General features: G+C 61.6%; 12 protein-coding genes. 7 read left to right on the forward strand and 5 right to left on the reverse strand.

Annotated features, from left to right (window positions below; genetic code table 11):
- The first annotated feature begins 58 nt into the window (after positions 1-58).
- The 5 genes from ACP7AJ_RS14405 to ACP7AJ_RS14425 all read left to right on the forward strand — a co-directional run bounded on the left by ACP7AJ_RS14405 (position 59) and on the right by ACP7AJ_RS14425 (position 10,725).
- Positions 59-1,618, forward strand: coding sequence for an alpha-N-arabinofuranosidase (locus ACP7AJ_RS14405; RefSeq protein WP_426060907.1), 1,560 nt, complete (start codon positions 59-61; stop codon positions 1,616-1,618).
- Between the two features lie 175 nt (positions 1,619-1,793).
- Positions 1,794-2,873 (forward strand): endo-1,4-beta-xylanase, encoded by a 1,080-nt coding sequence (locus ACP7AJ_RS14410; protein WP_426060908.1) that lies wholly within the window; start codon positions 1,794-1,796, stop codon positions 2,871-2,873.
- A 123-nt stretch (positions 2,874-2,996) separates the two neighbouring features.
- Complete coding sequence (locus ACP7AJ_RS14415) at positions 2,997-5,603, forward strand: glycosyl hydrolase 115 family protein (protein WP_426060909.1); 2,607 nt, start codon at positions 2,997-2,999, stop codon at positions 5,601-5,603.
- Between the two features lie 84 nt (positions 5,604-5,687).
- Positions 5,688-7,859, forward strand: coding sequence for a family 43 glycosylhydrolase (locus tag ACP7AJ_RS14420; RefSeq protein WP_426060910.1), 2,172 nt, complete (start codon positions 5,688-5,690; stop codon positions 7,857-7,859).
- A gap of 184 nt (positions 7,860-8,043) precedes the next feature.
- Positions 8,044-10,725 carry a glycoside hydrolase family 3 C-terminal domain-containing protein gene (locus tag ACP7AJ_RS14425; RefSeq protein WP_426060911.1) on the forward strand — a complete coding sequence of 894 codons (2,682 nt, stop codon included), beginning with the start codon at positions 8,044-8,046 and terminating at the stop codon, positions 10,723-10,725.
- Positions 10,726-10,875: 150 nt separating this feature from the next.
- On the opposite strand, the gene ACP7AJ_RS14430 is transcribed toward ACP7AJ_RS14425, so the two are convergent.
- Positions 10,876-11,616, reverse strand: a complete 741-nt coding sequence (locus ACP7AJ_RS14430) for a peptidylprolyl isomerase (protein ID WP_426060912.1) — start codon at positions 11,614-11,616, stop codon at positions 10,876-10,878.
- Positions 11,617-11,962: 346 nt separating this feature from the next.
- The gene (locus ACP7AJ_RS14435) at positions 11,963-13,147 is read right to left on the reverse strand and encodes a zinc dependent phospholipase C family protein (protein ID WP_426060913.1); all 1,185 of its coding nucleotides are present in this window, start codon (positions 13,145-13,147) and stop codon (positions 11,963-11,965) included.
- 608 nt (positions 13,148-13,755) lie between these two features.
- On the opposite strand from ACP7AJ_RS14435, the gene ACP7AJ_RS14440 reads away from it, so the two are divergent.
- On the forward strand, positions 13,756-13,902 hold the full coding sequence (locus ACP7AJ_RS14440; RefSeq protein WP_426060914.1) for a hypothetical protein: 147 nt from the start codon (positions 13,756-13,758) through the stop codon (positions 13,900-13,902).
- A 124-nt stretch (positions 13,903-14,026) separates the two neighbouring features.
- On the opposite strand, the gene ACP7AJ_RS14445 is transcribed toward ACP7AJ_RS14440, so the two are convergent.
- The 3 genes from ACP7AJ_RS14445 to ACP7AJ_RS14455 form a co-directional block, all read right to left on the reverse strand.
- Positions 14,027-14,566: a CinA family protein gene (locus ACP7AJ_RS14445; protein ID WP_426060915.1), complete on the reverse strand. Its 540-nt coding sequence runs from the start codon at positions 14,564-14,566 to the stop codon at positions 14,027-14,029.
- Between the two features lie 83 nt (positions 14,567-14,649).
- Entirely contained in the window at positions 14,650-15,975 is a 1,326-nt protein-coding gene (locus tag ACP7AJ_RS14450; RefSeq protein WP_426060916.1) for an APC family permease, read from the reverse strand.
- 18 nt (positions 15,976-15,993) lie between these two features.
- Positions 15,994-17,292, reverse strand: a complete 1,299-nt coding sequence (locus ACP7AJ_RS14455; RefSeq protein ID WP_426060917.1) for an amidohydrolase family protein — start codon at positions 17,290-17,292, stop codon at positions 15,994-15,996.
- A 72-nt stretch (positions 17,293-17,364) separates the two neighbouring features.
- On the opposite strand from ACP7AJ_RS14455, the gene ACP7AJ_RS14460 reads away from it, so the two are divergent.
- A complete protein-coding gene (locus tag ACP7AJ_RS14460; RefSeq protein WP_426060918.1) occupies positions 17,365-17,619 on the forward strand; it encodes an acyl-CoA-binding protein in 255 nt (84 codons plus the stop codon).
- Position 17,620: the final 1 nt, after the last annotated feature.

Genomic DNA, 17,620 nt, shown 5'->3' on the forward strand with positions numbered 1-17,620 from the left:
GCTGCCCGCCGGGTTCCGTAGTAGCTTGTGGCTATTACTTCACTTGAACTTCCCCCATATGAACATTCCCAAACGCCTGGCTGCGGTTGCCACGTTAAGTTTCGCCCTTTCTGCTTCTGTCTCGGCCCAAACCGTGCAGATGACCGTGCAGGCCGGCGACCCCAAACTGCAAATCAGCAAGCACATCTACGGACATTTTGCCGAACACCTGGGCCGCTGCATCTACGACGGCATCTGGGTCGATGAAAAGCTCAATGTGCCCAAGCAGGGCCGCATCCGCATGGACGTGGTGGAGGCGCTCAAAAAAATCAAGGTGCCCAACCTGCGTTGGCCCGGTGGCTGCTTCGCCGATACCTACCACTGGCGCGACGGCGTGGGCCCCACTGCCCAACGCCCCAAAATGCTGAATATGTGGTGGGGCAACAATATAGAGGACAATAGCTTCGGCACACACGAATTCTTGGAGCTGTGCAGCCTGCTGGGCACCGAGCCCTACCTGGCTGCCAACGTGGGCAGCGGCACGGTGCAGGAAATGGCTGGCTGGATGGAATACCTCAACTCCAACGACGACACCCCGCTGGTGCAGGAGCGCCGCAAAAACGGCCACCCCGAGCCCTACAAGGTGAGCTGGTGGGGAATAGGAAACGAAAGCTGGGGCTGCGGCGGCAACATGACGGTTGATTACTACACCGACGTGTACAAGCGCTACGCCACCTTCGCCCACAACTACCCGGCTTCGCCGCCGCTCAAGAAAATTGTGAGTGGTGCCAACGGCGACGACGCCAACTGGACAGAGGTGTGCATGAAGAAAATCCCCCTCAACCAGATGTGGGGGCTCACCCTGCACTACTACACCCTGCCCACCGGCAGCTGGTCGGGCAGCAAAGGCTCGGCCACGAATTTCGACGAGGCGCAGTACTTCAACACCCTGAAGAACTGCCTGAAAATGGATGACATCGTGGCCAAGCACGCGGCCATCATGGACAAGTACGACAAGAACAAAAAGGTGGCCTTGCTCGTGGACGAGTGGGGCGTGTGGACCGACGTAGAGCCCGGCACCAACCCCGGCTTTCTCTACCAGCAAAACACCCTGCGCGACGCCCTGGTGGCCGGCACCACGCTCAATATCTTCAACAACCACTGCGACCGGGTGCGCGGCGCCAACCTGGCGCAGGCCGTGAACGTGCTGCAAGCCGTCATCCTAACTGAAAAGGAAAAGATGCTGCTCACGCCCACCTACCACGTGTTCGACCTATACCAGGTGCACCAGGACGCGCAGTACCTGCCCCTGAAATTCAGCAGCCCCGACTACGCGGTGGGCAACGACAAAATCCCGGCCCTGAACGCTTCAGCTTCCAAAGATGCCAAAGGCGCCGTGCACATTTCCCTGGTTAACCTCGACCCCAACAAAGCGCTGAAGCTGGAAACTGCCCTGGCCGGCGTGAGCTGGAAAAACGTGACCGGTCGCATCCTCACTTCCGCCAAAATCACCGATTACAACACCTTCGACAAACCCAATGCAGTGAAGCTAGCCAGCTTCTCGGGCGCCAAAAAACGCGGCGATAAGCTGGCCGTAGAGCTGCCACCCAAGTCGGTGGTGGTGCTGGAGTTGCGGTAGCGTCTGTTCCGGCGGGCGTCTCACCCCGGCCCTTCTCCGGAAAGGAGAAGGAGCCAACCGAATTAGGTTCTCACTTCTAATAATGACTGTGCCTGCTTGCTGCGCCGCCGTGGCTCCCCCTCGCCAGCCGAGAGGGAGCCGGGGGTGAGGCGCCACGCCCGAACAATACTGCCCTATGAAAACCCCAGCCCTCGTTTCCGCGGCCCTGCTCATAACCGCTAGCGTCCTCACGGCCAGCCAAACCGCACCCCCTGCGAAAGGCCTGAAAGACTACTACAAGCCCTATTTCCCCGTCGGTGTAGCCGTTTCTCCCCAGGGTCTGAAAGGCGCCGAAGGCGAGCTGATTAAGCAGCAGTTCAACAGCATCACGCCGGAGAATGCCATGAAGATGGGCCCCATTCATCCCGAAGAAAACCGTTATGACTGGAAGGATTCAGACGAAATCATAAAGTTTGCGCAGGACAACAAGCTTCTGGTGCGCGGCCACAACCTGCTCTGGCACGAGCAGACGCCCAAGTGGCTGTTCAAGAATGCCGATGGCAGCACCGTTTCCAAGGCAGTGCTGCTCAAGCGCCTCAAGAGCCACATCGATACGGTGGTGAAGCGCTACAAGGGCAAAATATACGCCTGGGACGTGGTGAACGAAGCCATTTCTGATAACCCCAAGGAGTTTCTGCGTAACTCGGAGTGGTACAAAATCTGCGGCGAGGATTTCATTGCCAAAGCCTTCGAATACGCCCATGCGGCCGACCCCAAAGCGGTGCTGTTCTATAACGACTACAACACCGAGCGCCCCGAGAAGCGCGAGCGCATCTTCAGGCTGCTCAAGAAGCTGAAGGACGCCAAAGTGCCCATTGATGCTGTGGGCCTGCAGGGGCACTGGTCATTGCAGGAGCCCACGGAACCAGAGTTGCGCGCCGCCCTCGACCAGTACAAGTCGCTGGGCCTGAAAATTCAGATTACCGAACTCGACGTGTCGATTTATCCTTGGGAAAAGGACCGCCGCGCCAAGCGCCCCGATGAGTCGGACGCCTACACGCCTGAACTGGAGCAGAAGCAGGCTGAGCAGTACAAAATGTTCTTCAAAGTCTTCCGCGATTACAAAGACGTGCTCACCGGCGTGACATTCTGGAACATCTCCGACAAGTACACTTGGCTGGACACCTACCCCGTGGCCGGCCGCAAAAATTACCCGCTGCTCTTCGACCAGAACCAGAAGCCGAAGAAAGCTTTCTACGAAGTGGTGAATTTCTAAAAGACGAGCACAAGGCTGGTGTAGAGACGCGACACTTGGCGTCTCGTCGGCCGCGCCGTTTGGGTATCGTTCCAACCACCGTTTAACGCCGAGACGCCAAGTGTGGCGACTCTACCTCCTGCTATGATAACAATATCTTTCCGCGTATTGCTGTTGCCCCTGGCGGTGCTATTCTGCTCGGTTGATGCATTAGCCCAAACGACCCTGCCCGTCGGTGCAACCACCGTATCGACGAAGAAGGGCAAAGGCGATTTCACGCTAGCTGCCGCTGGCAAAGTGGCGCCCATCTATGCCAGCGCCAGCGACTGGCCCGGCGTGCTGCGGGCCGCCAAAGACCTGCAGGCCGATGTGCAGCGCGTGACCAAAATCTCCCCGGCTTTTGCCACCAGCAAGCCAGCAGGGCAGGAGGTCGTGCTCATCGGCACCATCGGCAAAAGCCCGCTGATAGACCAGTTGATAAAGAATAAGAAGCTCGATGCGAAAGCCGTGGCCGGTAAGTGGGAAGTCTTCGTGCGGCAGGTGGTGGAGAAGCCCATGCCTGGCGTGGAGCGCGCCCTGGTAATTGCCGGCAGCGACAAGCGCGGAACCATCTTCGGAATTTACGACCTCTCGGCGCAGATTGGCGTGTCGCCCTGGTACTGGTGGGCCGATGTGCCGGTGAAGCCTCAAAGCGCGCTCTACGTGGCACCTGCCCGCTACACCCTGGGCGAGCCCGCCGTGAAGTACCGCGGCATCTTCATCAACGACGAAGCACCGGCGCTGCAGGGCTGGTCTCAGGAGAAATTCGGCGGTGTTAATTCGAAAATGTACTCCCACATGTTCGAGTTGATTTTGCGCCTTAAAGGAAACTACCTCTGGCCGGCCATGTGGGGCAATATGTTCAACGTAGACGACCCCCAGAACCCCGTGCTGGCCGATGAGTACGGCATTGTGATGGGCACCTCCCACCACGAGCCCCTAACCCGCGCCCACGAGGAGTGGAAGCACGCCGGTAAGGGCGCTTGGAACTACCAGACCAACGCGGCCGCGCTGCAGGAGTTCTGGCGCGGCGGCATGAAGCGCATGGGCACCCGCGAAAACATTGTGAGCGTGGGCATGCGCGGCGACGGCGACGAGCCCATGAGCCAGGAAAGCAACATTGCCCTGCTGGAAAAAATAGTGGCCGACCAGCGCAAAATCATCGCCGAGGAAACCGGCAAGCCCGCCGAGCAAACGCCCCAGCTCTGGGCCCTCTATAAGGAAGTGCAGGACTACTACGACAAAGGCATGCGCGTGCCCGACGACGTGACCCTGCTGCTCTGCGACGACAACTGGGGCAACATCCGCAAGCTGCCCAAGCCCGGCGACAAGCCCCGCAAAGGCGGCTACGGTATCTACTACCACTACGACTATGTGGGCGGTCCCCGCAATTACAAGTGGTTGAACACGAATCCGCTGCCCCGCGTGTGGGAGCAGATGCACCTGGCCCACGAGTACGGTGCCAACCAAATCTGGATAGTGAACGTGGGCGACCTCAAGCCCATGGAGCTGCCCATCAGCTTCTTCCTGGACTATGCCTGGAACCCCGCCCGCATTCCGGCCACCGGCGTGGCAGCCTATACCCAGCGCTGGGCCAGCCAGCAGTTCGGGCCCAAGCACGCGGCCGACATTGGCGACATTCTGGCCAAGTATGCCAAGTACAACGCCCGCCGCAAGCCTGAGCTGCTCGATGCCAGCACCTACAGCCTGGCCACCGGCGAATGGGCCACAGTAGTGGCTGACTACAACCAGCTACTGACACGCGCCGAGGCCATCAACCACCAGCTGCCCGCCGCCGACCGCGACGCTTATTACGAGCTGGTGCTGCACCCCGTGCAGGCCTCGGCCAACCTCAACGAGCTGTACTACACTGTGGCGCTGAACCGCGAAGCTGCCAAAAACGGCTACTCTACGAGTAACGCGCTGGCCGATAAAGCCAAAGCCTTATTTGAAAAAGATGCGGAGATTAAAAACCGCTACCACGCTGTGGCCGGCGGCAAGTGGAACCACATGATGGACCAGACCCACATTGGCTACACCAACTGGCAGCAGCCCCCCGTGGATAAAATGCCGGATGTGATGACCCTACCCGCGGGGGCAGCCACGGCCGCTGCCCCACCCGCCCCCACGACGCCGGTCTTAGGGCCCTACGTGTCGCTGGAAGCCGAGCACTATACCCAGGCCATGGCCGCCGGCCCCATTAGCTGGCAGCACCTGCCCGACCTGGGCCGGACCCTGGGAGCTGTTACTACCTTCCCGGTCACGGCTGCCCCCACTGCTGCGCCCGGCGGCGGCAGCCCGCGCCTGGAGTACCGCATCACGCTGGCCCAGCCCGGCCCCGTCACGGTAAGCGCTTACCTAGCCCCGACGCTGGACTTCACCAACACCACCGGTCTGCGCTATGCCGTGTCGATAGACGATGAGGCGCCGCAAATCATCAACCTGCACACCGGCCTCAACCCCGACAATGGCAACCGCCCCTGGGAGCGGGCCGTGGCCGATAACATCATCCTCAAATCCTCGCAGCATCAGGTGGCTGCAGCCGGCCCCCACGTGCTCAAGTTTTGGCGCGTGGACCCCGGAGTAGTGCTTGAAAAGCTGGTGGTAAGCCAGGGCCCAGTGCCAGCCAGCTACTTGGGCCCGCCCGCAAACAGCCGCAGCGGCGGAGGCGACAAGGTTCCGACGAAGAAAGGCAGCGTAGGCAGCCGCTAAACGTGCCGGACCCCGCAAGCCGCGGGTAGCCGGCGCGGCAAAGGCTGGTCCAACTCAACGTAATTGGTAAATCCATTCTCAACTATGCGAAAACTCTTAGTCGTTGCCATGCAGCAGGCCGGAAATAAGGCAAAAGGCTGGCTGCTGGCTGCGGGGCTGGCGGCTGCGCTGCTGACTCCTGCGGTTCAGGCCCAGCGGCGGGCCAAGCCTGTGGCCCCCGAGCGCACCTGGCGGGCCGACAACGGCAACGGCACCTTCACCAACCCGCTGTTCTACGAGGAGTTCTCGGACCCCGACCTGATTCGGGTAGGCAACGACTTCTACCTCACCGGCACCACCATGCACGCCATGCCGGGCCTGCCGGTACTGCACTCCAAAGACCTGGTCAACTGGAAATTGCTCAGCTACGCCGCCGACAAGCTCGACTTCGGCCCCGAGTACCGTTTGGAGGGCGGCAAGAGCGTGTATGGGCAGGGGATTTGGGCGCCGTCGTTTCGCTACGCGCGGGGCAAGTTTCACATTTTTACCAACGTGAATGGTCGAACCACCCAGCTCTATACGGCCACCAACCCAGCTGGGCCCTGGACGCACACCGAGCTGAAAAAGTCGTTTCACGACTTGTCGGTGCTCTTCGATGACGACGGGCGGACGTACGTCATCTGGGGCTACAACGAGGTGCGCATTGCCGAGCTGACCGACGACCTGACCGACACCAAGCCCGGCACCGAGCACGTGCTCATTCCCCGCGGTAGCGGGGCAGGGGAGGGGTCGCACTTCTACAAGATTGACGGCCAGTACGTCATCACCAACACCAACTACGACCCCGTGGGCTACATGGTGTGTGCCCGGTCCAAGCAAGTAGGCGGGCCCTACGAAATCGCCGTCATCAGCGCCGAGGAGGCCTTGGGCGTGGAGGTAGGATACCGGCTGGGCCGCGGCACCAAAGAGCAGCCTTTCCCGCTCGTGCCGCCGCAAATGGACTTTGGGGGCGCCAACCCCCTGCACCAGGGCGGCCTCGTTCAAACACCCACCGGCGAGTGGTGGGGCTTCTCGATGATGGACCACAACTCCATCGGCCGCCTGCTGTGCCTCTCGCCGGTGACGTGGACCAGTGGCTGGCCTTACTTCGGCCTGCCCGGCAACCTCAAACGATCGCCCCGCACGTGGGTGAAGCCCAACGTGGGCAGCGTGGCCGTTGCCCCCACGGCCCCGTTTCAGCGCAATGACGAATTCAACGGTCCCGCGCTCAACCCGCTCTGGCAGTGGAACCACGTGCCCGACGTCGGGGCCTGGTCGTTGCGGGAGCGCAAGGGCTTCTTGCGCCTGCACGCCCGGCCCGCGCCGGATTTTTGGCAGGCCCGCAATTCGCTCACCCAGCGTGCCATTGGTCCGGAGTCGACGCCGCTGACGGAACTGGACCTGAAGGGCCTGAAGCTGGGCGACGTGGCGGGCCTGGCCCTGCTCAATTACCCCTACGCCTGGCTGGGCGTGGCCCGCACGGCACAGGGGCTAGAGGTGCAGCAGTACGACCAGCGCACGGGCCGCACCGCGCGCCAGCCCCTAACAGCCAATAAGGTCTGGCTGCGGGCGCGCTGCAACTTCGACACCGAGCAGGCTCAGTTTGAACTGAGCACCGACGGCGTCACGTTTCGGCCCGTAGGCGAGGCGGTGACCATGGTATTTCAGTTGCGCACCTTCCAGGGCGTCCGCTACGCCCTGTTCAGCTACAACACCGAGGGCGCGGCGGGCGGCTACGCCGACTTCAACCGCTTCGAGGTGACGGAGCCGCGGCCCCGCGGCCTGACCCGGCCCATTCCGGCGGGGCAGACCATCCGGCTCACCAGCTTGGCCGACAGCACGGTGCTGGTGAACTGGCGCGGCTACCTGCGCCCCATGCCGCGCTCCAGCCCGTTGGCGCAGGGGCCCGCCGCGCACTTTCGGGTGGTGGACCGCGGCCAGGGCCGCGTGGCGCTGGAGTCGGCCGGCGGCGAGGAATCGACGGGCGGCTTGGTAACAGTGGAAAACATGGGCGGCATGGCGGAGGTGCGCATTCGACCTGGGGGGCCGGCCGAGGCCACCACGTTTCAGTGGCAGGACATGCTGCGCGGCGACCTCATGCTCATGTCGCTGGCCAACCACCGCTACCTGCTGGCCCAGCCCCGCGCCCGCAGCCTGTGCGCTGCCGACGCGCCCGGCGCTACCGCCGACCGCCTGAACGGAACCTGCTTTAACTGGGAAGTGGTGTCCGGCAAATAGTGGCGGCTTGGCCCTTCACTCACTAGCCGACACTCTCTTCAGTGTCGCTGGCTTGCTGCTTTTGTTTCAAAGAGCGATGAGATTACCTGCCTGGCGGCATGAATCGCCTGCCCGACCACCTCGCCTACGCCTTCTGTATCATCCGCCCAGCGGCCACGGCCGTCCACATCAGTACCAATCCTCTATGAAAACGACGCTGACAGTTGCCTTATTGGGCTTGCTGCTGAACTCTACCAGTGGGGTTCCGCATTTGCCCTCCGTGCCTTGGAATGCGGCGGCCGAGGCCGACTATGACTTCCGGAACCCCGACCTGCCCATCGACCAGCGGGTGGATGACTTAGTGGGGCGCCTGACGCTGCCCGAGAAGGTGTCGCAGATGCTGAATGCCTCGCCGGCCATCGAGCGGCTGGGCATCCCGGCCTACAACTGGTGGAACGAGGCCTTGCACGGCGTGGCCCGCACCAGCCTGAAAACGACGGTGTTTCCGCAGGCCATCGGCATGGCCGCGACCTTCGACCAGGACGCCATGCTGAAAATGGCGACCATCACCTCCGACGAGGCGCGGGCCGTGCACCAGGAGTTTGTGCGGCGCGGGGAGCGCGGCATCTACCAGGGCCTGACGTTCTGGACGCCCAACATCAACATCTTCCGCGACCCGCGCTGGGGCCGGGGGCAGGAAACCTACGGCGAAGACCCCTACCTGACCGGCCAGCTGGGCTCGGCGCTGGTGAAGGGCTTCCAGGGCGACGACCCAAAATACCTGAAAATCACGGCCTGCGCCAAGCACTTTGCCGTGCACAGCGGGCCGGAGTCTTCGCGCCACGAGTTCAACGCCCAAGTCAGCGACTACGACTTGTGGGATACCTACCTGCCGGCGTTCCGGGATTTGATTGTGGACGCCAAAGTGGCCGGGGTGATGTGCGCCTACAACGCCTACGCCGGCCAGCCCTGCTGCGGCAGCGACAAGCTGATGAACGACATTCTGTACAAAAAATGGCAGTTCAAGGGTTACGTCACCTCCGACTGCGACGGCATCAATGACTTTTGGCAGCACCACAAAACCGACCCCGACGCCGCTACCGCCGCCGCCAACGCCGTGCTGCACGGCACTGACCTTGAGTGCGCAACCGGCAAGCTCTTCACCTACAACTCGCTGTTTGAGTCGGTGCAGAAAAAACTCATCTCCGAAGAGCAGCTCACCACTTCGGTGAAGCGCCTCTACAAAATCCGCTTCCAGCTGGGCATGTTCGACCCGGTGGAGCGCGTGAAATACGCCCGGATTCCGCTGAGCGTGGTAGAGAGTGCTCCCCACCAAGCCCACGCCCTAAAGATGGCGCGCGAGTCGGTGGTGCTGCTCAAAAACGAGCGGAACACGCTGCCGCTGCGCAAAAACCTGAAGAAGATTGCGGTGCTCGGTCCCAACGCCGACAACGAGAGTGTGCAGTTGGGCAACTACAACGGCTTCCCCACCGACATCGTGACGCCGCTTGAAGGCATTCGGGCCAAAGTGGGCAAGGGCACGGAGGTGATGTACGTGCAGGGCGTGGACTACGCCAGCAACATCGTGTATGAGCCGCTCGACATCAACAAAAATCTGGCCTACAACGGCCAGCCAGGCTTCCGCGCCGAGTATTTCCGCGGCACCAACCTGGAAGGGGCAGCCGTGGCCACTCGCCAAGAGGCCGGTCTCGACCGCTACCTCGCCAACGTGAAAATGGAAGTGGCGCCCGGCCTGCCCGCCGAAAATTTTTCGGCCCGCTACCAAACCAGCTTCACCCCGGAAAAGACAGAGGAGCTGGCCCTGCAAATCAGCGGCGACGACGGCTACCGGCTGTTCGTCGACGATAAGCTGGTCATTGATGCCTGGCAGGGGCGCGGGCTTTCCACCAACCAGCACGTGCTGAATGTGACCGCCGGAAAAAAGCTGAACCTGCGGCTCGAGTATTTCCAAACCGACCGCCGCACCATCCTCAAGTTCACCGGCGCCAAAGTGGTGCCTATGAACGCGGCCAACATCCTGGCCCGGGTCAAAGATGCCGACGCCATAGTGTTCGTGGGCGGCATCTCGCCCAAGCTCGAAGGCGAGGAGATGAACGTAAAAGTGCCCGGCTTCAGTGGCGGCGACCGCACCACCATTGGGCTGCCCGCCGTGCAAACCGAATTGCTGAAGGTGCTTCACGGCACGGGCAAGCCCGTGGTGTTTGCCCTGATGACGGGCAGCGCCATTGCCACGCCCTGGGAGGCTGCCAACCTGCCGGCCATTGTCAATAGCTGGTACGGCGGGCAAGCGGCCGGCACTGCCCTAGCCGACGTGCTGTTTGGCAATTACAACCCTTCCGGGCGCTTACCCGTGACGTTTTATAAATCGGAAATCCAGCTGCCGCCCTTCGACAACTACGACATGGAAGGCCGCACTTACCGTTATTTCAAGGGCGAGCCGCTGTTTCCTTTCGGCCACGGGCTGAGCTACACCACCTTCAAATACAGCGGTCTGAAGGTGCTGCCCCAAGCCGCCACGGGCCAGCCCGTGCAGGTGAGCGTGCAGGTGCAGAACACCGGCTCGCGGGCCGGCGACGAGGTGGTGCAGCTCTATGTGCGGCATGCCGGCACATCGGGCCGCGTGGCGCGCCACGCGCTGCAAGGCTTTCGTCGGGTAACGCTCGCCCCGGGCGCGCGTCTGACGGTGCAGTTTACCTTGTCGCCGCGCCAGCTCTCGCGGCTCGACGCGCAGGCCCGGCGCATTGAAGCTCCCGGGAAAGTGCAGCTGTTTGCGGGCGGCGGCCAGCCACTTACCGCCGATGTGGCCGCAGGCCGAGTGTTGAAGGCAGACATAAGCTTGACCGGAACACCAGTGGTGCTTGATTAAGCCAGCAGGGCGGCTGGATGTCCGGTTGGCAGTGCTTGCGAGGCGAGTGCTGTTCGTGCTGCTCAGGCATCAAGCGTTTTTAAGGAGGTGAAGCCCTCCAATATCCGCTAAATATGAAGCTAAAAGCAGTATTAGTTTAGTAACAACGGCTTACTTCACCACCTCAACTTTGATGGGAATGTCCTTCACTGGCCACTTGTCGGACTCCACCGGCTCATTGGCGATTTTATCCACCACGTCCTGGCCTTCGATGATTTCTCCAAACACGGTGTACTGGCCGTCGAGGGAGGGCACGCCGCCCACGGTGGCGTAGGCCTTGATTTGGGCAGGGGTAAGCTTGCGGCCGGCCATGGCCTGCGATTGGTTTGGGTCTAACTTTTCGCCCACCACAAAGTAGAAATCAGTGTTGGAAGAGAGGCGGCCGGGGTTCTGCTCGTCGTCGTAGCGGGCCATGCCCAGCGCGCCTTTTTTGTGAAAGTGTTCGGCCCGGATTTCGGGGGGCAGCCGGTAGCGCCTCAGCCGGATGGTGCGCGAAACGTAGGTTTGCCCGCCCTGCACAGCGAAGTTTTTCACCACCCGGTTGAACATCGTTTCATCAAACACGCCTTTGCGGGCCAGCAGCAGAAAGTTAGCCTTGTGAATAGGGGTGTCGTCGTAGAGCTTCACCCGGATATTGCCCAGGCGGGTGCGCACCAGCACTTCGGAGCCGGGATACTGGCGGCCGTAGGCCAGCAGGGCAGCCGGGGCAGCACTGTCGGTTAGGGTCGCGAGGTCGGGGCCGGGGAGGACGGGTGCCGTTTTAGGTGCTTCGGACACCGGTGGAGCCTGGTTACAGGCAGCTAGCAAAGCCAGCCCCAGCACAGCGTAGCGGCAATTGAGGAGAATGTCCATAGGAGCAAATGTAGAACCCAAGGGCGAGGCAAGGTAAGACACCTTCAACTTGCTTTTTTAAGTAACCGTGCAGCTGTAACCGTATTTAATAAGCAGTCATGCCGCGCGTCTGCTTTTGAAGAAATCTTTCGCCGTCTTTATACGAACACAAAAAAAGCCCACGTCATCGACGCGGACATCAAGGCGCAGTATCATAGGCAGAAAGTGGTAGGAGGTGAAAAATGAAAATCCGGCCCCGCAACCGCGAAACCGGATTTTCTTATGTCTGCTTTTTCAACTTGGCTACCAAGATTTGAGTGAGCTCGCCGGAAGATAAAAGCTGAGCGTTGCTTAGCACAAGTCTCAACTAGTTTGGCGCGTCGCTCTTCTGCTTAATCTTTTCAGTGCCGGCGGGGCCTTTGGATTTCACCTTCAGCTTATCGAAAGCCGGAGTTGGAGACGGAGCGTCGTCGTCATCATCTTCAGCCGCCGCCGCTGGCTTGCGAGGCGCGCCGCTCTCTTTGGCCGCTTTAATTTCGTCGGGGGTTTCCACTCTCTTCTCCTTTTGCTGGGCCAGCAGCAACTGGTCCTGGCTCAGGGTGTTTCGCTTCCAGGCGGCCAGCTCGGTAATCAGCTTTTCTTTCTCTTCTTTGGTGGGCTTGCCTTGGTACATCAGTTCGTTGAGGTTGGGGCGGCCGGCGTCTTGCCAGGCCGTGAGCCAGAGCGAGGAAATCATGGTGGGAGCCCCTTTCAGGCGGTAGCTCACCATGCCGCCCACTGCCTTTTCGTACTCGTCGGCAAAGGCGTCGGAATAGCGGCGCGAGGTTTTGCCGTAGCGGTGCGAGAAGGTGAAGCGCACATCGGGCTTCATGTTCTTCTCAATCTTGCTGGCGCGGTCGAAAGTCTCACCCACGAAGCCAAAGCTCTCCTGAATAACCCCCCACACGGCCGCCAGCGGGTCTTTCACGTACTTGGCCGGCTCGCCCGCCAACTTGTAATCGTTGATGAACCGTTCGGGAAGCTGGCTTTCCCAGAGGCTGTGCAGGCCTTTCTGGTCGGTGAGCTGGCCGTCGTAGTTGATGGTGGTGTGGAGCGGCACAAACGCATCGCCCATGTAGTGGCTCAGCTCCGCCGAGTACTTCACAATGTTGATGGTATCGCGTTGTTTGAAGGCTTCCGTGAGCTTGTTTTTGGTTTCGAGAATAACCCACGGCACGGTGCCGTACTTCTGGAGCGTATCGGCCGAGAATTTCTCTACTGCTTTCTCGTATTGCCGGGGCATTCTGCCAAAGGGGTTGTCTTCGGAGTAATGGTCGATGTCGATGAAGTGCTTGGGCGCTTCGGTGGGGTCGGAGTTGCGGCGCTCGTCGGGGGCGGTACTCAGGCGCACCAGCTCGGCCATGTGCCGGTAGTAGAACGCCTGCATCGACGCCGGCAGCTCATACACCGCCACCTGCGTAATGGTGCGGTGGCCGAAGAAACCCCAGGCGCCAGCGGTGCCGTGGGCAAGCATGAGGGCCGCAAGCATCAGCGGCAATAAGGTTTTTTTCATGATAAATGGAAAGATTGCCGGGTTGAGAATAGTTGCCCTCCCCAAAGTTCGGCAATGGCCGTGACATTCAGTAAACGCACCGTCAGCCTGGCAAAAACCAGGCCCGCGCGGCCAGTTCCTTTTGGTGGGGCAGTGACTTTACCGAAGTCTGTTTCAGTGCTTTAGTCACCTGCCATGTCTTTTCCTTACCTTCCTTTTCTAGTTAGCGCCGTGCTCCTCGCCGGGCTGGCAGGGACCAAGCTTTACCACCATTCCGCCGGGCGCCTACCGTACCGCCGAAGCCCATTGGGCGCGCCAGCCCCAGCCCGGCGGCACCAATGCGTATTACCACGATAAGCGCGGGCAGCTAGTGGTGGTAGCCCAAGGCGCCCGCACCGCCAGAGTGCGCGTGGCTCCCGATAGCGTGTGGGGCTACGTCACAGACAAAGGGCGCATCTTCCGGCCGCACCGGGGCCAGGAATATCTTCTCCGATTCGCAGATACGCTCTGCGTGTACTCCAGCTCCCTGGCACCCGGAACGTGCGCAAACCACCGCTACCCCGAGCACTCCGGGCCTACCTGCTACTACTTCAGCCGCGGCCTCAAAGGGTTACTGTTTCCGCTCACGATTGCGCTACCTGCGCGAGGTGTACGCAGCCAGCAACCCCACTTTTGTGGCCGCGTTGAGTCAACTGCGCTTCGACCAAAGCCTCGTCGATTTTGACTGCAAAACCGACTTGTATGGGGTCACCAAGCTCTATCGGGCAGCGCGGTAGTCCGCAGCACTAAGGACACTGAACCGTAGCGCGAACTTGTAGTTCGCGCTACGGCGCGATACCCGAACGGCGTGGGGACACGAACTACAAGTTTGCGCTACAGTCCACCAGCGGGAGAATGGCGCTACGCCAGGTCGACCAGGTGCTTTTTGCTGGGTAGGGGAGCCCCGTCGGCGTCTTGCCGGCGCTGCAAAAGGTCGGAGAGCTTGGCGTAGATAAAGCCCGCGGCCTGCTCGCGCAGCTTATCGGCGTTGCCCTCAAACACCTCGCGGTATTCGTAGGCCTGGTCTTCCAGCAAAATGGTGACAAACATAGTTCCCACCGGTTTGTCGGGCGTTTCGGACGCGCCGGGGCCACAAAGGCCGGTCACGGCCACGCACACATCAGCCGCAGGCAATTGCTTGTGTAGGCCCTGGGCCATTTCATTGGTGGTTTGCTGGCTTTCGGCAGAGTAGGTTTTGATGGTTTCTTTTTTCACCCCCAGCAGCTTCTGCTTGGCTTCGACGTGGTACGTGACCACGGAACCGAGCAACACCTCGCTCACCCCGGTGGCCGACGCTAGCTGGGCCGCCACCAAGCCACAGGTGCAGCTTTCAGCCAAGGCCAGCGTTAGCTTATGCTGAAGAAATTTCTGAACGAGCGTATTTATATCGGCTGGCTTCATAAACAAAAAAAGAGGTGGCTTGGCCGGTGCATACGCGGCTCCCAACTGCTTAGGTTGCGGTTGAGCTTAGCTTATGATGTCGCCTATTTCGCTACGGTAGCGCTTTTTCGAGCCCAGCGCCACAGCGGCCAGGCCCCCGCCACCAGGGCCAGAGCAACCAGCGCGTGCCTTGTATCGGACACGGCATTCATGACGAGAAACGCCACCGACAGCGCCATCAGTAAGCCCGTGCTCCACGGATGGCCCCACGCTCGAAAATCGCCGGGCGTCGTCGGTTGCAAGCGTCGTAACCTAAAGAGCGCCGCGAAGCCTACCACATAATACCCTACGAAAAGCACGCTGGTGATGGCCTCCAGCTCAGCCACCGTGCCACTCAGCAGCAGGCCCAGCGTGAGCACTCCGGCCACCACCAGCGCTGGCCGGGGCGTGCCGCCGCCGTGCACCCGCGCCAGCCCAGCCGGCAAGTGTCCTGCCCGCCCCAGCGCAAACAGCACCCGCGTGGCCATCAGCAATACCGAGTTGAGCACGCCTACCATGGCCACCACGCCCAGGGCCAGCACCAGTTTCCGGCCCAGTGGCCCAAGCAGGGTGGCCGCTAGTTCTGCCAGCGGCAGCTCCGAACCCTGAAGGGTGGCAAAGGGCAGCTTTCGCAGCAGGGTGGCGTTCAAGACAAAGTAGAGCCCTAGCACCACCGCCACGCCCCACATCAGCGCCCGCGAGAGCGTGCGTCCCGGCTGTGGGGTTTCTTCGGCGAAGTAGATGGGCCCGTACCAGCCATCGTAGGCGAACACCACCACTTGCAGGGCCGCTACCACGCTCACGGCCGTGAGACCAGTCGTGGGCGTAACCCGCGCTACGGCAGGGGCCGCGCCCGGTAGCCCGAAGCTGGCCACCAGCAGCCCCACCACGCCCAGCAATAGAATGACCGCCGTGATTTCCTGCGCCCGGCTGCCCTCTCGCAGTCCCCGAAACTGTATTAAGCATAAGGCCAGCACGGCCACCGCTGCCAGCACCGTGGGGCCGTGCGGAATAGCCAGGGGCAGCAGTTGGGCTAGGTACTCGCCCAGCAGCAGTGCCACCAGCGCACCGGTCACGCAGCTGCTGGTCCAGTCGGCCCAGGCCACCGCAACGGCCGGAAACTCGCCAAAAGCGGCTTCGGCATAGCCATACCAGCCCCCGGCCTGGGGGAGGCGGCCGGCCAGTTCCGCCATGGTGTTTGCGGCCAGCAGGGTGTAGAGGCCACCCACCGCCCACAGCACCAGCACCGGGCCGGGCCCGCCCAGCGTCCGCGCCAGCTCGCCGGGGCTAGTGAGTACGCCTGTGCCAGCCGTGCCCCCCACGGCCACAGCCAGGCCAAAGCCCAGGCCTACCAAGCGGCGCAGCCCAGCCATGCGGGAAGGTGCTTTCAAGAAATAGTCAATTGATTATCAGTCTTGGCGGTACGTTGTGCCGGCCTTCATCACGAAAACAGGGCGCATCATAGCCGAAATGTCCTGGAGCGGGTTGCCGTCGACAGCAATGATGTCGGCAAATTTACCGGCTTCCAGCGTGCCTAGGTCGCTGCTGCGGCCCAGCACCTCGGCAGCGCTGAGGGTAGCGCTGCGAATGGCTTCGGTGGCGGGCATGCCGGCCTCGGTCATGTAGCCGAACTCCAGCGCGTTTGCGCCGTGGCGGAATACCGCAGCATCGGTGCCGAAAGCAATTTTAACCCCGGCCTTGTAGGCCCGTCCGAAGGTGCCCTGCAGCTTGGGCCCGATTGCAAGGGCCTTGGGCGTCACCAGTGGTGGGTAGTAGTTGGGGTTTTTAGCTGCGGAGTCGGCCACCGACTTGCCGGCCGTGATGGTGGGCACGTACCAAGTACCCATTTTCTTCATTAGCTTCATCGTTTCGTCGTCCATCAGCGTGCCGTGCTCGATGCTGGTGACGCCAGCCCGCACGGCCCGCTTCATGCCTTCGGCGCCGTGGGCGTGGCAGGCTACGGCCAGGCCCAGGTCGCGGGCGGTTTCCACCACGGCCCGGATTTCGGCCTCGGTCATCTGCGGGGCCGAGCCGTCCTTCGCTACCGACAGCACGCCGCCGGTGGAGGCTATCTTGATGAGGTCGGCGCCGCGCTTGTACTGCTCGCGCACCGCTTGCCGGGCCTGGTCGGGCCCGTTCACGATGCCCTCGGCTGGGCCGGGCACGCCCATCAGGTTGAGCCGGTAGCCATTGGTGGGGTCCATGTGCCCGCCCGTGCCCGAGATGGCCTTGCCCGCCGTGATGATGCGCGGCCCCACCACCTGCCCACGGTTGATGGCGTTGCGCAAGCTCACATTCACGCCCGAGCCGCCCAGGTCGCGCACCGTGGTAAAGCCCGCCATCAGCGTCTTGTTGACGTGGGCAATGGCTTCGTACGCCACGTCGGCGGGGTTCTGGGTCAAATCCTTGATGAAGTTGTCCTTGCTGGTTTCGCCCTCCACGTGCACGTGGCAGTCAATCAGGCCGGGCAGCACCGTACGGTTTTCGAGGTTGATGACTTTGTCCTGGCCCCCGCTGGCGGCCGTATAGCCGCTTTGAACCGCCACAATTCGGTCTTTCTCTACCACAATCGTTTGCTGATTCAGCAGTTTGCCGCTGCGCACATCCAGCAGGCGGCCGCAGTGCAGGTAGGTTTTTTGGGCGAAAGCGGCCGGGGCGGTTAGCAATAGCGCCGCCGCAGCCCATGCTTGAATAGATTTGCGCGTCATACGTTTGTCTTAATGAGCTGCCAAGGTACAACGGCGCTCAGCACTTAAAACAACAGCATTTTACCCATCCTCATGACCACACAAGAAGAATTCGAAGCTGCCAGCCAGCGCGCTCAACAGCTCTCCTCCAAACCTTCCAACATGGTGCTGCTTCAGCTTTACGCCCTCTATAAGCAAGCCACCGAAGGAGACGTAACCGGCGTCCGTCCCGGTGGTTTCGACTTCAAAGCCATTGCCAAATACGACGCCTGGGCCAGCCTGCGCGGCACCAGCAAGGAAGCCGCCCGCCAACAATACGTGGAGCTGGTGAACGAGCTGGCCGTCTAGT

The organism is Hymenobacter sp. B1770 (assembly GCF_049896385.1).
Taxonomy (GTDB): Bacteria; Bacteroidota; Bacteroidia; order Cytophagales; family Hymenobacteraceae; genus Hymenobacter.

Bases quoted from the DNA above. Each gene is read 5' to 3' on its own strand.
- ACP7AJ_RS14460 (WP_426060918.1), top strand. From the start codon at position 17,365: ATGACCACACAAGAAGAATTCGAAGCTGCCAGCCAGCGCGCTCAACAG.
- ACP7AJ_RS14445 (WP_426060915.1), bottom strand. From the start codon at position 14,566: ATGAAGCCAGCCGATATAAATACGCTCGTTCAGAAATTTCTTCAGCAT.
- ACP7AJ_RS14420 (WP_426060910.1), top strand. From the start codon at position 5,688: ATGCGAAAACTCTTAGTCGTTGCCATGCAGCAGGCCGGAAATAAGGCA.
- ACP7AJ_RS14410 (WP_426060908.1), top strand. From the start codon at position 1,794: ATGAAAACCCCAGCCCTCGTTTCCGCGGCCCTGCTCATAACCGCTAGC.
- ACP7AJ_RS14405 (WP_426060907.1), top strand. From the start codon at position 59: ATGAACATTCCCAAACGCCTGGCTGCGGTTGCCACGTTAAGTTTCGCC.
- ACP7AJ_RS14425 (WP_426060911.1), top strand. From the start codon at position 8,044: ATGAAAACGACGCTGACAGTTGCCTTATTGGGCTTGCTGCTGAACTCT.
- ACP7AJ_RS14415 (WP_426060909.1), top strand. From the start codon at position 2,997: ATGATAACAATATCTTTCCGCGTATTGCTGTTGCCCCTGGCGGTGCTA.
- ACP7AJ_RS14430 (WP_426060912.1), bottom strand. From the start codon at position 11,616: ATGGACATTCTCCTCAATTGCCGCTACGCTGTGCTGGGGCTGGCTTTG.
- ACP7AJ_RS14455 (WP_426060917.1), bottom strand. From the start codon at position 17,292: ATGACGCGCAAATCTATTCAAGCATGGGCTGCGGCGGCGCTATTGCTA.
- ACP7AJ_RS14435 (WP_426060913.1), bottom strand. From the start codon at position 13,147: ATGAAAAAAACCTTATTGCCGCTGATGCTTGCGGCCCTCATGCTTGCC.